At 62.7% G+C, this 15,536-nt stretch carries 13 protein-coding genes; 3 read left to right on the plus strand and 10 right to left on the minus strand.

The genetic code is table 11. The features are described 5' to 3' along the window. The 5 genes from ASG80_RS23505 to ASG80_RS09050 form a co-directional block, all read right to left on the minus strand. On the minus strand, window positions 1-483 hold a 483-nt coding region (locus ASG80_RS23505), incomplete at its 3' end, for a dihydrodipicolinate synthase family protein (protein ID WP_200952537.1). Between the two features lie 124 nt (window positions 484-607). Then, window positions 608-2,293 (minus strand): ABC transporter ATP-binding protein, encoded by a 1,686-nt coding sequence (locus ASG80_RS09035; RefSeq protein WP_056729854.1) that lies wholly within the window; start codon window positions 2,291-2,293, stop codon window positions 608-610. Next, window positions 2,286-3,134 carry an ABC transporter permease gene (locus ASG80_RS09040; protein WP_082590021.1) on the minus strand — a complete coding sequence of 283 codons (849 nt, stop codon included), beginning with the start codon at window positions 3,132-3,134 and terminating at the stop codon, window positions 2,286-2,288. The genes ASG80_RS09035 and ASG80_RS09040 overlap by 8 nt, the downstream gene beginning before the upstream one ends. Beyond that, window positions 3,131-4,081: an ABC transporter permease gene (locus ASG80_RS09045; RefSeq protein ID WP_056729855.1), complete on the minus strand. Its 951-nt coding sequence runs from the start codon at window positions 4,079-4,081 to the stop codon at window positions 3,131-3,133. Before ASG80_RS09045 ends, ASG80_RS09040 begins: the two co-directional genes overlap by 4 nt. Window positions 4,082-4,090: 9 nt before the next feature. Continuing rightward, on the minus strand, window positions 4,091-5,599 hold the full coding sequence (locus ASG80_RS09050; RefSeq protein ID WP_056729856.1) for an ABC transporter substrate-binding protein: 1,509 nt from the start codon (window positions 5,597-5,599) through the stop codon (window positions 4,091-4,093). Between the two features lie 477 nt (window positions 5,600-6,076). Here ASG80_RS09050 and ASG80_RS09055 point away from each other — a divergent pair, with 477 nt between their 5' ends. From ASG80_RS09055 to ASG80_RS09065, 3 genes are all read left to right on the plus strand, one after another. Continuing rightward, a complete protein-coding gene (locus ASG80_RS09055; RefSeq protein ID WP_082590026.1) occupies window positions 6,077-6,787 on the plus strand; it encodes an SDR family NAD(P)-dependent oxidoreductase in 711 nt (236 codons plus the stop codon). Next, on the plus strand, window positions 6,784-7,575 hold the full coding sequence (locus tag ASG80_RS09060; protein ID WP_056729858.1) for a PfkB family carbohydrate kinase: 792 nt from the start codon (window positions 6,784-6,786) through the stop codon (window positions 7,573-7,575). The genes ASG80_RS09055 and ASG80_RS09060 overlap by 4 nt, the downstream gene beginning before the upstream one ends. 114 nt (window positions 7,576-7,689) lie before the next feature. Continuing rightward, on the plus strand, window positions 7,690-8,391 hold the full coding sequence (locus tag ASG80_RS09065; protein WP_056729859.1) for a GntR family transcriptional regulator: 702 nt from the start codon (window positions 7,690-7,692) through the stop codon (window positions 8,389-8,391). A 105-nt stretch (window positions 8,392-8,496) separates the two neighbouring features. Here the strand turns inward: ASG80_RS09065 and ASG80_RS09070 are convergent, their stop codons facing one another. From ASG80_RS09070 to ASG80_RS09090, 5 genes are all read right to left on the minus strand, one after another. Further along, window positions 8,497-9,732, minus strand: coding sequence for an FAD-binding oxidoreductase (locus tag ASG80_RS09070; RefSeq protein WP_056729860.1), 1,236 nt, complete (start codon window positions 9,730-9,732; stop codon window positions 8,497-8,499). A gap of 62 nt (window positions 9,733-9,794) precedes the next feature. After that, a complete protein-coding gene (locus tag ASG80_RS09075) occupies window positions 9,795-10,562 on the minus strand; it encodes an SDR family NAD(P)-dependent oxidoreductase (RefSeq protein WP_056729861.1) in 768 nt (255 codons plus the stop codon). Continuing rightward, a complete protein-coding gene (locus tag ASG80_RS09080; protein ID WP_056729862.1) occupies window positions 10,563-12,266 on the minus strand; it encodes a hydantoinase B/oxoprolinase family protein in 1,704 nt (567 codons plus the stop codon). It lies immediately after the preceding gene. A 13-nt stretch (window positions 12,267-12,279) separates the two neighbouring features. Continuing rightward, entirely contained in the window at window positions 12,280-14,328 is a 2,049-nt protein-coding gene (locus ASG80_RS09085) for a hydantoinase/oxoprolinase family protein (RefSeq protein ID WP_255355588.1), read from the minus strand. Window positions 14,329-14,431: 103 nt separating this feature from the next. Then, the gene (locus ASG80_RS09090) at window positions 14,432-15,445 is read right to left on the minus strand and encodes an SIS domain-containing protein (RefSeq protein WP_056729864.1); all 1,014 of its coding nucleotides are present in this window, start codon (window positions 15,443-15,445) and stop codon (window positions 14,432-14,434) included. Window positions 15,446-15,536: the final 91 nt, after the last annotated feature.

Here is a 15,536-nt window from a genome sequence, read left to right on the forward strand (position 1 = left end):
CTCCGCATCATCGTGATCGCACTCGTCGCGGCCCTCGCCGTGCCCGACAATCTCGATGACGTGAGAGCTCGTGACACTGACTCTGCTAGCGACTGGGTAGTCCTGGAGCACGATCCCGAGGCCGGTCTCCGTGGCGATCGTATTCACATGCTCGGCGACTTGCTCGGGATGCTCGCCATTGATCTGAACCATAAGTAGCGGTTCTTTAGTAGCGACGGCGGCAGCAGCGAGGCGGTTGGCTGAATCGATCGCACCCGCCGTATCCAGATCGGAGAGCCCAATGATTAGACGTGGGCGTTCATCGTGTTCGGAGACAAAGCGGACCAAAGCCGCCTGCTCAGCGATGTCTAGTTTTCGCGCCTCTCCGAAGACTCCGAGCGCGACGAGCCCCTCAGAACCAGCTTGGTTATGGAGTTCGATCTCCCGTCCTAGTGAGGGGAAATCGATCGCTCCATTGCGGTCAACGAATGGCGTGGCTAGCACGCCCCAGACCCCTGGGGCGAGAGGGGCAGTACGTGGCATGAGGCTACCTTTCAGGAGCTGTGGGGGTTTTGAAGCGTTGAGAGGGTGTGTCTTGTGGGAGCCATCGGCTCGCATGCGCCGGGTGCTAGTCGGTCAGCAGTTGCCGATCCTGGCGGCGCGCGCGCTGCTCCACCGGGTCCGGGACCGGGATGGCCGCGACGAGCCGGCGTGTGTATGCGTTGTGCGGATGGTGAAGGATCTGCCGCGTGTCCCCTTGTTCGGCGATCTTTCCGTCTTTCAGCACGACGACCCGTTGGGCGAGCTGTTCGACCACCGAGAGGTCGTGGCTGATGAACACGCAGGAGAACTGACGGCGCTGCTGAAGCTCGAGGAGTAGCTTGAGCACCGCCGCTTGCACGGACACATCCAGTGCGGAGGTCGGTTCGTCCGCGATCAGGAGCTCGGGTTCGAGGGCCATCGCCCGTGCGATGCCGACGCGCTGACGCTGGCCGCCGGACAGCTCGTGAGGGTACCGGTGAATAGCGTCCTTCGGAAGGTGAACGGCATCGAGGAGCTCCGCAACAATTCGGTCGAGCTCACGCCTGTTTCGCGTTACACCGTTCCAGCGCAGTGGGGATGAGATCGTGTCACCAAGGGTCGCCCGAGGGTTCAATGACGACGACGGGTCCTGGAAGATGATGGCGGCACGACGCCGGAGCTCGCGCTTTTCGAGGCGTCGCTTCGTGCCGACATCGATGCCGTCGATCTGGACGGTGCCGGAGGCGGGTTTGGTGAGCCCGATAACTACTCGGCCGATCGTGCTCTTCCCGGAACCGGATTCACCGACAAGCCCGACCACCTCCCCCTGCGCTACGTCGAAGCTCACGCCGTCGACGGCGCGGAAGGGGCGCTGCCCAAATGGACCGGGGAAGTCCACGATCAAGTTGTCGACATGGAGGACAGGCTGATCCACGACCGGAAGGGGTTGCGTGCGGTAACGAAGGTCGAGCGGTGTCGTGGGGGTCAGTTCGACCACCTCGCTGCGTCCAAGGTGCGGCACGGCAGCGAGCAGCTTCTGCGTGTACTCCTCCCGGGGCGCAGAGAACAACTGGTCTACGGTCGCCTCCTCAACGACGCGTCCCCCGTTCATCACGACGACCCGGTCAGCCACGTCCGCGACGACACCCATGTCGTGCGTGATGAGCAGGATGGCGGTCCCCAGCCGTTCGCGCACATCCATGAGGAGGTCAAGGATCACCGCTTGCGCGGTGACATCAAGGGCCGTGGTGGCCTCGTCGGCGATGATCAGCTTCGGGTCGCTAGCGATCGCCATTGCAATCATTGCTCGTTGGCGCTGGCCACCTGAAAGTTGGTGTGGGAATTGGTCCATCCGCCGCTCCGGCTCGGGCATCTGGACCAGGCGCAGGAGATCAAGACTGCGTGTGTGGATTCCCGATTTGGACCCTTGTTGATGACTGCCGACTGCCTGGGCGAGGAGCGCCCCGATGGTATAGACGGGATTCAACGCCGTCATCGGCTCCTGGAAGACCACGCCAATCCCGGCGCCGCGGATCTGCCGGATCCGCGCTGGGTCCGCCGTCAGCAGATCCTCGCCGTTGAAGCGGATCGTCCCGCTTCGTCGCGCGTTGGCGGGAAGCAGGTCGACGATGGACATGGCGGATACCGACTTGCCCGAACCCGACTCTCCCACCACAGCAAGTGTCTCGCCGGGATCAATGTGGAACGCCACATCGTGGACGACTTCCGTCGCCGTGCGGCCTGTGCCGAACGAGACCGACAGATCCCCTACCTCGAGCAGTGGTTCAGCCATGTGCGTTCCTCCTTCGCGGGTCGAGCCAGCGTCCGAGTCCGTCGCCGAGAAGACTGAAGGACAGGATCGTGAGGACGACCACCACGCTGGGAATGAGGATCAATTGGGGGTCCGTTGCTAGGTAGCGCTGACCGTCGGCGATCATCGATCCCATCGACGGCGCCGGGGGGACCAGCCCGAGACCGAGGAAGCTGAGTCCGGACTCCAGCAGGATGGCGGCCGCCATGGTTAGCGAGGCCTGGACGATGAGTGGGGCGCTGATGTTGGGGAGCACCGCCCTGAAGAGGATGGTCATAGTGGGTGCCCCATAGGCATGCGCCGCGTCGACATACTCAGCTCGCCGCACAGTCAACGTCTGACCGTAAGCGATGCGCGCGAAGCTCATCGCGAAGAGCACACCCATCGTCGCGGTGAGGGTGATCGGGCCTGGACCATAGATGGTCACGATTAGCAGCGCAAAGATAATTGGAGGGAAGGCGAGGATGACGTCGACGATGATCCTCATGGTGACCGTCTCAGCGACCGAGCCGAAGTACGCGCCAGCAATGCCGAGGGCGGTCCCTAGGACGAGCGCGACCAGCGTCGTCGCGAACGCCACCATCAACTCTGTGCGCACACCGGCCATCAAGCGTGCCAGTAAGTCGCGGCCGAACGCATCGGTGCCGAGGATGTGGCCGCTCGTGCCGAGGGGCGCGAACGTGTGCGAGCCGTCCTGCGCCAGCGGATCCGGAAGGATCGCGGGGGCGACCATGGAGAGCACGATGAGCAGCACAAGGAATGTCAGGGCGATCACCTGCATCGGGCCGAATGCGTCCCGCGCCCTCTGGAGCTTCCGTTTCATCGGCGTCTCGCTCTCGGGTCGAGGACTCCGTACAGGACGTCCACCACGATGTTGATCATGATGAAGAAGCCAGCGGCCAGAATCGCCACGCCTTGCACGATGGGATAGTCGCGCTGTTCCACGGCCTTGATCAGGAGCTGACTCAAACCGGGATAAGAGAACACTTGCTCTACGAGGATGGTCGATCCGAACATCAGCCCGATTTCCAGTCCAACGATCGTGAGCACGGCTGTCAGCGAGTTGCGAAGAACGTGTCGGCCGAAGACGGATCCCGGTGATAGGCCCCACGAGCGGGCAGTGCGCACCCAGTCTTGTTGAGCGGTCTCCACCAGCCCTGATCGCGTGATCGTTGCGACGATCGCCGAGAATGGCACCGCCAACGCTATGCACGGGAGTACAAGGATCCGAAGATGCCCGACCGGATCCTCCCACCCGACGAACCCTCCTGCCGGTAGCCACCGGAGTTGGAGCGCGACCACGTAGGCCAGGACAGTCGCGAGGACGTAGACGGGGACAGAGATTGCAAAACTCCCCATCGCGGTGACGACGGTGCTCACCACGCCGCCGCGGCGCGCTGCAATGATGCCCAGTAGCACGCCGACCGTGACACCGATCAAGACTGCGCCGAGTACGAGTTGGAGGGTATTTGGTAGACGCGCCATGATGATCGGCGTGACGTCAGTTCCGAACTGGAATGACACCCCGAAATCACCGCGGACGACGCCGGCCAGGTAGCCGAGGTACTGCGCCCACAGAGGCTGATCAAGCCCGAGCTGTTCGCGGATGCGTTCGATCGCTTCCGGCGATGCCTCGCCGCTCCCCCCGCCGGAGGCGAGGAGGGCGGCGGGGTCGCCCGGCACCGTTCGGATGACAAAGAAGATCAGCGTCAGCACCAGGAACAACAGACCGACACCAGTTGCCAAGCGGCGAGCGATATAGGCGACCATAGGTGCGCGTCAGCCGCTGATGGTGAGGTAGGGAAGCGCGTTCAGAGAGTAGTACGACAGGAATCCGGGGAGATTCTCGAATCCCTCAATGGTGTCCTTGAACGCGTAGCCGTTGTAACGCTGAGCGAGATCGACTCGCGGAGTGTCGACAGCGACAATTTCGAACGCCCGATCATAAGCTTCCGCACGCTCTTCCTCTGTCTCCGCGGTACGACCCTCAACGAGCGCAGCGCGGAGGTCAGGGTTGTCGTAGCCGAAGCTCGTGTACGACGCGTTCGCGAAGTACCACGACTCCAGATACGACGGGGCTGTGATGAGCCCAGAGCCACCGGTGGTCTTCACCTCAAACTCGCCCCCAGTCGCCTTCTTCACCCAGGTGGGCTGGTCGCCGCTGTCGAGGGTCAGATTGATGCCAACTGCCGCGAGATCTCCCTGCACCGCGACGGCGGTGTCCTGGTGATACGGGTACTGGCTCATCGTGAGGATCGATGCGTCGAATCCGTCAGGATACCCGGCTTCGTCAAGAAGCTCCTTGGCTTTCTTGGGGTCGTAAGAGTACAGCGACTCAGAGTCTTCCGTCGCGAAGGGGCTGTCTTCGCCGAGCACGATGCCGTAGATCGGTTCAGCCTTGCCGGCGTCGGCCGCCGAAACGACGTGGTCCCGATCGATGGCGTATGCCACCGCCTCACGGACCAACGGGTTGGCGAATGGCCCTGAGGTCGTGTTGAAGGTCAGGCCGATGAGTGGCCCGGCCTGCGCATCCAGCACGATTCCGGGCGTGGACTCGAGCCGATCGAAGTCCTGCGCCGGGACGAAGTCGATGAAGTCGACGTCGCCACTGAGCAGCGCGTTGGTGCGCGCCGTCGTGTCGGGGTAGTACTCGAGTTCGATCTTCGACAGGTTCACGCTTTCGGGGTCGTAGTAGAGCTCGTTTGGGACGAGGTCCATAGAAACTCCCTGCACCTGCTCGTCGATGACGAACGGGCCAGCTCCGATGGTCACTGTGGCATCCGCGCTCAGTTCATCTTCCTTCACGATGAAGGCCGTGGGGTTCGCCACGTACGAGAGGAAGTCGGGGTCGTTTTCCTTCAGCTTCACCGTCAGCTGCGAATCGCCGTCGGTGGTGATGGAATCAATCCGCGACATGCCGGCCACCGTGTATGCCGCGTTCGCCGGGTCGGCCAAGAACTCGAACGTCCTCTTGACATCCTCCGACGTCAGCGGAGTCCCGTCACTGAATTGAAGGTCCGGTCGAAGAGTGAAGCTGTACGTAGCGTTGTCAACCTGCTCGTACGACTCCGCTAGTGCGGGCTCGATCTCCCCGCCGGGGCCATACCGCAGCAGCCCCTGGGCGACGAGCGCGTCCATCATGTACCCGAGGGCGTTCTGGTTGAGTCCGACCTTCAGCGGCTGAGGCTCCCCGGACAATCCGACGGTAAGGACCTGCGGAACGTCCGCATCGGGCGTTGCTTCGGTTGCAGCACATGCGGTGAGTGTCATCGCGCCGACGAGGAGCACCCCGCCCGCCGCGGCGCGAATACGTGACCGGCGCGACTGACCGGCGAGGGGAACTGAGGTGTGCATAGCGACATTGCCTCCACGTGTGTTTTGACGCACGTCCCGTGTGGGTCGTGCGTGAGGAGCGAATCTCCCCCTCGCGTCCCAGTTCGAACCGCTGCATCTTTTGCTGTTCAGCAGGTCGGGTGTAGTCGTTCGTCGGCGTGTCGCCGAGTGCGGACCGATTCAGACTGGTTTTCGAGTTGTCTGATAATAGATCAACACATCCGACAGGTCAACTGCATCAGAAGTTTACGCAAACTGCAGTGCGCAGAACGCAGCACTGAGGAGCTGCGTTCCACCGCGTCGCAGGGATTGCGCGCCTGCAAATCTGCGGAGGTCAGCACTGTCGGTCCGCCGAATAGCAGGGTTGTCCGACAACATCGACATGATGTCTGGCACAATGGCCTCTAGGTTAATCATGGAGGAGGAGGCAGCATGCATTACGTAGTTACGGGCGCGGCGAGTGGAATCGGTGCAGCGGTGTTGCGACGACTTACCGACAATGGTGATGCCGTCACCCCTTGGGATCTGCAGTCGGTTTCCGACGTCAGACCTGTAGATGTCACATCTAGCGCGTCAATCGCGGCGGCCATCGACGGCCTGCCGCCCGAGATTGACGGAGCCGTCCTGGCGGCCGGGGTATCTCGGATGAGTCGGCTCGAGGACACGTCGGATGATGACTGGAATTTTCAGATGAACGTGAACGCCTTCGGGGTGTTCGCCTGCTTGCGCGCGCTGATTCCACGGGTCAGGCCGGGCGGGGCATTCGTCGTTGTGGATTCGGTCGGCGGGCTGAGCGGCGCCCCATTCCTGTCGGCGTATTGCGCATCCAAGTTCGCGGTGACCGGGCTCATCGAGTCGGTAACGCCGGAGTTGGCGCAGCGGGGCATCCGTATCAACGCCGTGTGCCCGATGTACGTGCGAACCCCGATGGAGTCGCGAGAACTCGAGTGGGAGGCTGCGCTGACGGGGCAATCCCCGGAAGATGTCTTCGCTGGGTATGTCCGCGGCACTCCGCTCGGTCGGGTCGCTGAGCCTGAGGAGATTGCTGCCTCCGTGTGGCATCTGCTGAGTGATGAAAGTCGGTACACCACGGGCTCGATGCTTGTAGTGAGCGGTGGGGCGCACTTGGGACCGGCGCTGTGACCGATCGACGCATCGCAGTCGTCGGCGATAACACCATCGATCGGTTTCTCGGCGACGACCCGCACGATCTCATTGGCGGGAATGCAGTCAACGTCGCGGTGCAGCTCGCTCTCGCCGGCCATAGCGTCGCGTACTACGGCGCAGTAGGACCAGATGACGACGGTCAACGCGTACGGACGGCGCTCGAGGAAAAGGGCGTCGATATCCACGGGCTCGTTGTACGCGACGGCCGGACGGCCGTCACCGAGATCGTCCGCTCTGCAACAGGTGAACGCTTCTTCGCCCGCGAAGACTTCGGCGTTACCGCCGAGTATGTTCCTGGTCCCGACCACCTGGACGAAATCGCTGGCTCGGACTGGGTCCATATCGGCATGCAGCCGAAATCTGACGACGTGCGCAGAGGTCTGCTTCGACGGGCTCCGGGACTGCGAATCAGTCAAGACAGCAGCGTTTCCCCTGGACATCACGACATGTACGTCAGCTTTCTGTCCGGAGGCGAGGATGCACTGGCCGAGTCCGCCGCTCTCGAGGTCCTTGCGGCGGGCGCAAGCATTGCCGTCGTCACGCTTGGCGCGGCCGGCGCATACGCACAAGAGGCCGGCGGAACATCCGAACGCATTCCCGCTGCACCGACGCGGGTCGTCGACACCACAGGAGCAGGCGACAGCTTCATCGCCGGCTTCATTAGCGCTCGGCTTGCCGACGCGGACCTCCGGAGTGCGATGGAGAGCGGCGCCGCCTTCGCTGCCCGGACATGCGGGCATGTGGGGGGCTACCCACAGCCCTGATCTGTCGTATGATCCGGCTAATGTAGAACTTGTCTGAGGAATCAGAGAACAATCCGACAACCTTGATGGAGAGCAAACATGGTCAGCGCGGTAGGCGTACGGTCGAAGGGTCCGATGACGAGCCAGGTCCATGATCTTCTTACGCAGCTGATCAGGGATGAACTCAAGCCTGGTGATCAGCTCCCTTCTGAACCTGAGCTCTCCGTGCGCTACTCCGTCTCGCGTTCGACGATTCGAGAGGTTCTCAAGCTGCTGGAACAGGATGGTCTGGTCTATGCAGTGCAGGGACGGGGGCGGTTTGTCTCAGTTCTCGGCGCGTTCAGTGTTGAGCGACCGATTACCCGTTATGAGTCACTTACCGACATGCTGAGTAGCCTCGGCTATGACATCACCACGGTGGTCCTTGACGTCCGTGAGGTGGAAGCACCCGCTCGAGTTGCCGAGCTGCTCGATCTCCCTGCGGGAGAACCGGTCATCCAGCTGACCCGACTTCGCCTCAATGGCGAGGAGCCACTCGTCTTCAACATCGACATGGTGCGGAGAGACGCGCTTCCCGGTCCCTTGACCTACCGGGACTGGGGATCGTCGCTCATCGGTGCGCTTGAAGCGCACGGCCACGTCATCGAGACATCGGCGGCCCGGATCAGCGCGACAAATCTCCCGTCCGAATTCACCGACCGGTATAACCTCGCGGGACTGGATCCGTGGCTAGCCATTGAGGAGACCTGCATCACCCGTGACGGGGTACGTGTGTTGTACGCATGCGACTACCACCGCGGTGATCTCATCGCTTTCAACGTGCTTCGACGCCGCTGAGCACGCTCAACTGATGTCGGTCATGCGACCGCGCTGATCTCGCCAGATTCAGATCGGATCATTTTGGTGCGCAGCGCCATAGAAGGCGCTGCGCACCGGCGAGGTTCAGTACCTTTCAAGTCGAAAAGCCTCCGACGCCTGGTCTGCTCCATTGACGACGAGATTTGCGACCGAGACACCCGTATTCGGGGCGAGCATCATGCCGAGCATGTTGTGTCCGGACGCGATGATGAGCCCGTCTTGACCCGGGACCTTGCCGATGATCGGCAGGCCGTCCGGTGTCATCGGACGAGAACCGACCCACTGATCCCGCGTTGCAGTCCAGTCAAAGCTCGAGTTCAGGAACGGTCGCGCGCTACGAATGATGGCGTCGACCCTTCCCTGGTTGTACCGCGGGTTGTGACCGTCGAATTCCATCGTGCCGGCGATGTGGATGCTGTTTCCGTAGGGCGTTACGCCCACATGCGCCTCCTCGAGCTTGAGAAGATGCTTCGCTTCTCCACCGCCCTGGACTCGAAGGCTGTAGCCCTTGCCCGGGTAGATCGGCAGACGGCGCCGCTTGGTGATCATCCGGAGCAGACCGGGAGTGCCGACTCCTGCTGCCAGGACCAGGTGACGCACGCGAGAGGTCCCGTGCGGCCCGTCGATGATGTACACCCCGTTCGAACGGGTGATCTTCTCGATCTGGAAAGGAGCGGTGATGCGGCCGCCGCGCTGGACCACGCTCTCTGCTAGCCGCACACAGTAGGCGCCTGGGTCGATGAACGAGTGGCCGCTCACGATGAAACCGTCCGTCGCTGACTCGCCCAGCGTCGGTTCGATCGCGTGCATCTCGTCCCGACCGATCAGATCGGAGATCTCGACATTGAAGCGAGAGATGGTCGTTGCGCGGCTCGCCGCTGCTTTGCTGGTTGAGCTGAGTACATGGAGGAAATCGATCTCCCTGGGCGGATCGATGTCGCCAGCATCCGCCATCGCATCCATCGCCTTCTTGGTGCCGCGCGCGTACTCGGTCAGCACGGTCTTTCCCCGCTCGAAGCTGCGCTTGTTGCAGTGCAACGCAAACCGAACCATGAAGTTGAGGCTCGCTAGGGCGCCGCCAGGGTGCACGTACAGGGACGAGTCCGGCGACAACATGCTGCGCAGGCCGGTCGCGACGATGCCAGGTCCCTGTAGTGGGCTGATCTCATTCTCCGAGATCTGGCCCGAATTGCGCTCCGATACCCCAGCCGCCACCCTGTGGGTGTCGAAGACCTCGACACCCAGGCCGGCCTGAGTGAGATAGTGCGCCGCGGTGATGCCGATTGCGCCCGCACCGATGATTCCTACGTCCGTTGTCATGATTCCTCTGCGTTAGTGGTGTCGACCAACTGCACGTCCTGAGGGCGCTTCCGCACGTCCTGTCAGGCAGGAAAGTTGGACTGCGCGCTGTAACCGAAGTCCGCTACCAGCGGGTGAGCGTTGATCGTTCGGGTAACCGGCGAAATGAGAAGCGTGAGATACCTGGCGATGTCCTCGGGCGTGTGGACGGGGTAGCCAATGTCGGCGTATCCACCCTCCGCGATGCCGAGCGCGCCCCGCGACTGAGGAGTGTCAACCACGCTCGGGCAGACACAATTCACTCGGATACCGTCAGGGCGCAGATCTACGGCGAGAGCCTTCGTCAGCATGAGGACCGCACCCTTTGTAGCCTCGTACGCTGCATTGAGCGGCGCAGCGAAGAGAGCGGAATCTGACGCGACGATCGAGATGGCAGGTTCCCGCGAAGAAGCTCGCAACGCGGACAATGCGTACTTCACAGGCAGCCATTGTCCGCGCACGTTCACGCCGAATTCGCGGTCCCACTGTGCGGCGGCGATCTCGTCGACCGCTTTACCGAACAGCGTGGAGATCCCCGCACACAGCACCAAGTAGTCGAGCCCGCCGAACACGTCTGTCGCTTGAGCCATCGCTCGCTGGACCGAGGTGTCGTCCGAAACGTCGACCTGGATGGCCGCAGCTCGTCCGCCGTTTGCGGTGATCTCCGCAACTACGGACTCAGCAGCGGGGAGGTCGAGGTCGAGCAGGACGACCTGAACACCCTCGGCGGCCAGGTAGAAGGCTGTTGCACGGCCGATACCGGACGCTGCACCTGTGACGGCAGCGACTCCCCCAGCGATCTGCAGATCCATCTACTCGCTCCCATTTTCCACCGGCGCATACGCGGACAGCCCGCGCTCGGTGATAAAGCCGAGCTTGAGATCACGCTCGATGAGCTCGCGGGGACGGTCCTCGGGCGGGCCATACCCGCCGCCGCCTGCGCTGTAGAAGGTCAGCGTATCGCCGTACTCCAGCTCGATCGTCGGGCCCGCCGGCGGCAGGTCGTATTCACGATCGGTCCCCTCGTTGATGACCCACCGACTGGTCGCTCCCGGTTGTCCGCCAAGCAGCCCCGCAGCGGGGACGGCGAATCGCTGTGAGGTGTGTGAGACCTCGACGTCGTAGCCGAGCGCCTTCCACTTGATGATCGTGCCCAGTCCGCCTCGCCGCTTGCCGGCCCCGCCGGAGTCGGGTCGCAGAGCTCTCTGCAGGTACAGAACCGGTGCGCCGACCTCCATGCCTTCGACGCTGGGAGTGGCGACGTTCGTCATCCAGCTCGCCATTGCGCTGAGGCCATCGCTGTCGGCACTTGCTCCGAGGCCACCGACGCTGGGTCCCATGTTCAGCCAGAGGTGACGGCCGGTCAGGTCACCGCCAGTGGGGTGCGTCTCGCGGTTGATGGCACTGCCGTTCATGTAGACCAGCCCACAGGATTCCGCATTCACGGCGTCGGGGACCACCGGCGCGAGCGCCTTGAAGATCATGTCGACGATGCGGTGAGTGATCGCCATCCGCTGGTACACCGCTCGCGGCGGTCGCGGATCGACAAGCGAGCCTTCGGGCGCCGTGATGCGGATCTGGCTGTTCGGCCCTTCGTTCTTCGGGATATCCGAGGGCATCAGAGCAAGCAGCCCGAACAACGTCGCCGAGATGGTCGCCGACATGGGGCAGTTCTGAGGCCCCGGCATCGCCGGGTCGGTACCGGTGAAGTCGAAGTGCACCTCATCGCCGGTGACCTCAATAGCCAACCTGATCGTGTACGGGCCACCCATCGACCCGTCCTCCAGAATCTGAGATTCGGCAGTGTAGCGACCGTCAGGAATTCGGGAGATCTGGTTTTTCGTCCTGTCGCGGGCGTATTCGATCTGCGCTTCGATCGCCTCTTGAAGCACATCCCATCCGTACTTTTCGATGAGGGACAGCAGTCCCTGCGCGCCCACCCGCGCGCCGGCGACCTGCGCGAGGATGTCGCCACGCTGCTCGTACGGCGAGTTTGTGTTGGCCAGGATCATCCGGAACAACTGCTCGTCGAGTTCGCCACGCTTGTACAGCTTGATCGGCGGGATCCGGAGACCCTCGTCGAAGATTGTCTTGTGCCAGCCCTCTGGGTCTTGACCGGCGGTGCCGGCCAGGTGCGCGAAGATCGTCGAGAACGCGATCAGTTCCCCGTTGTGAAAGATGGGGTAGTAGACGATGAAGTCGGATGTGTGATGCGCCCCGGTGCTGCCGCCGACATAGGGATCGTTCGTGAGGATTACATCGCCCGGTTCGAGGGATTCGATCGGGAAGTGCTCCCGCAGCATCGCCTTCAGGCAGGGACCGAGGGCGTTCAGATGCACCGGAATGTTCGCCCCTTCGGCCATCAGGCGGCCTGTCGCGTCGAAGAGAGAGGAGGAACAGTCCTTTCCCTCCTTCAGGATGACTGAGTAGCTAGTGCGCTCCATGGTGTCCGTCATTTGCTCGGACAGCGACTCCAGGGCGCTTCGGATAACTTCGGTGGTGATGACGTCAATCATTGCTACAGCTCCTTTATCGCGACGTCGATGTGCGTGGGCTGGACTTGGGTGTGATCAGAAGCGAACCGTCCGACAACACCTTGCAGTGATCGCCGGGTAGGCCGACCGTGGTGCTTCCTTGTTCCTGGACGATGAACGGTCCCTCGAAAGTGTCGTCCGGGCGGAGTTCGCTCCGTGTGTAGATCGGCGTCTTCCGCCACTCACCGAAGTACACGTCTCGATGAATAGGAACCGGACCGCCTTCGCGGGGTGAGGTTGCCGCAGCGAAGGTGATGTTGGGGGTGCGGCGAACGGTTGTGGTTCGCGCCATCACCACCTGCACCGGGTTGCTCTTGTCTGAGTGCCCGTAGCGCTCAGCGTGGATCCGATGGAACTCCTCAGTGACGTGCTCGGGGTTGTAGTCGCCATTGGATTCGATGGTGAGGTCGAACGCCTGCCCGAGGTAACGGAGATCGAGGAATCGCACGTGCTCGAGGTCCGCCCCAGTTGTCCCGTCGAGCAGGGCAGCGGTGCCGTTCTTTTCGAGCGAGGTGTAGATCTCGGCGAGATCCGAACCGGCGACATCGTGTACCAGCTTGTTGAGCGGCCACATCTCGTCGTGACGCTGGTCGGTTAGGAGGAGGCCTCTGGCGGAGACGTTTCCTGGGTTGGTCGGGATGATCAGCCCCGACACTTCCAGTTCGTGGGAGAGGATCGCTCCGATGAGTCCGCCGGCGCCGCCGAAGGAGACCATGACCAGGTCGCGAGGGTCGAATCCTCGTGCGACCGTCATTCGCCGGATCGCTCGAAGGCTGGCCGCGGCGGCAAGGCGGACGATTCCGTACGCTGCTTCGTGCTCGGTCAAGCCGAGTGGACCTGCGACGACCCGGTTGATGGCTTCGCTTGCCAGCTCTCGGCGGAGCTTCGTGGCGCCGCCGAGAAGACCGTCGGGAGACAGGTAGCCCAGGACGAGTGCGGCGTCCGTGACCGTGGGCTCAGTGCCGCCCTTTCCGTAGCAAGCGGGGCCGGGATCGGCTCCGGCGCTATGCGGGCCGACGCGGAGGGCCCCCCCGTCGTCGACCCAGGCCACCGAGCCACCGCCGGCGCCGATGGGATCGACTTCGATCGTCGACTGTGAGACGGGATTGCCGTGCAACTGCCCGCTTTGCGTCTCTCGCGGGCGGCCCTCATTCACGACGGCGACGTCGGTGCTCGTTCCGCCCATGTCTAGCGTGACCGCGGTGAGATTTCCCAGTTGCTGGCAGAGGTCGGCACCGGCGATGACGCCAGCAACCGGGCCCGAGTTCATCACACGAACGGGGGATGCGGCCGCAGCGGCCAGGGTCATGACCCCGCCATTGCCCTGCATCGTATAGACGGGGCAGGTGATGCCGATCTCACGGAGCTGAGCCTCGAGGTATTCGAAGTGTTCCTTGAGCCGCGGCTTGACGAAGGCATCAACCGCTGCTGTCGATGCGCGCTCGTACTCCCCGGTGGAAGCAGTGAGATCCGAGCTCAGGGACACCGAGATATCCGGCCGAACACGCAGGAAGATCTCGCGCACGGCGCGCTCGTGGTCGGAGAACTGGTTGGAGTGCAGGAAGCACACGGCGATGGATTCGATGTCGCCGAGCTGTGCGGCGAGGGACTCGACCTGTGCGACATCTAGCGGGGTGACGACATCGCCCCGGAAGGTTACTCGCTCGGAGATCTCGTGGACGTTGTCTCTGGAGATGATCGGTTTCGGAGGCTTCCAACGCGTGTCGTAGATGTTCCCGAAACGATAGGCACGAGCGAGCTCCAGAACGTCGCCGAACCCGGCAGTGGTGAGAAGCGCAGTCCTCGTGGAGCCTCCTTGCAGGATGCGGTTGACCGAAACGGTCGTCCCGTACACCATCAGATCCAGCGACTCTGCCTGGACTTGCGCCTTCCCCAAAATCTGCTTTGCACCGTTGATGACTCCGTCGCTGGGCACGGCAGGCGTCGACGGAACCTTGTCCACCCACACCGTTCCCGAGACGTCATCGATCAGCACGAGGTCGGTGTGTGTTCCGCCTGTATCGACGCCTAGTCGATATCCCACGATTAACTCCAATCAATATTTGGATGTTCGTCAAGACCTGCACCGCGTGGACGGCGGCAAGCCGCGCAGCTGGTTGCCGCGTATTAGAGGGTGACAGAGTCCATCAATAGGCAACGCGCTTGTAGTACCGACGCGTCGTCAGGGGATGGTTCCGGACGACCTCGAGGTGTGCGCTGAGCCGCTCCAAAGCGGCTGCAAGAACGATCGGCGCTACCAGGGCCCGTGTCTCAGGCGAGATTCCCGGCAGATCGAAGTCGCGCGAATCGATGACGCGCAGCTTCGACGAGTACTGCGGCACAAACGCCTCGACCCGGTCCTCAAGCGTCCGACCGCCGTCTTCGCCTTTCAGCAGCAGCACGCTGACGTTGTCCTCAACGAGCTCAAGCGTGCCGTGGAAGAAGTCGGATGCGTGCACAGGCCTGGTCCATACCCACTGCATCTCCTCAAGGATGCACATCCCGTAGTACCAGGCCTCGAACCAGGTGTTTCCTGCCGAGGTGATGATGTGGTTCTGCTCGTCTTTGATCTCTTCCGCGAGACTGGCGGCGCGATCTTCGAATGCCCGCTTCACCTCGACGAGCGCATTCGGGAGCGACTGGATCTCTGAGAGCGTCGATTCCCAGCTCGGCGATTCTCCGCGGTAGTCGATGATCGCGAGGGCGACGAAGAGCGTCTGAAGCAAGAAGTTCTCGCTCGACGTGTCGTCGGCGGTCTCGTTGAAGAGGCTCACGTCAGCCAGCGTCGCCAACGGAGTATCCGCGGTGCCGACGAGAGTGAGGATCCGGGCTCCGCGCGAGCGGGCGTACTCGAGCGCACTGATGGCCTCTTTCGTCGTGCCCGAGACGGAGGTGAACACGACCAACGACTTCGGGCCGAGATTGACGTTGCCGTTCTCGATGAGCTCCGCGGCGCGGGGCGCGTACACGGGGAAGGAAGAGCGCTCTTCGAGCAGCTTGACGGCGGGCAGACTCAGAAACGCGACGCCGCCCGCACTCGCGAAGAAGACGTTCTCCGCTCCGGCGTCGAGTGCGGCGTGGACCGCCGCGCGAATTTCACCCGCCAAGGCAACAGCGCCCGTCTGGACATCGATGTGATGGAGCTCCGAGATGTTGAGCATTGCGATCCGATCTACGTTGAACTTGTCGGACAACAGTAACAGATGTCAGGCACAAGTTGAATGGCAGACCGCTTGCGATGGACTGCCGACG

The organism is Agromyces sp. Soil535 (assembly GCF_001428255.1).
In the GTDB taxonomy this organism is placed as follows: Bacteria; Actinomycetota; Actinomycetes; order Actinomycetales; family Microbacteriaceae; genus Agromyces.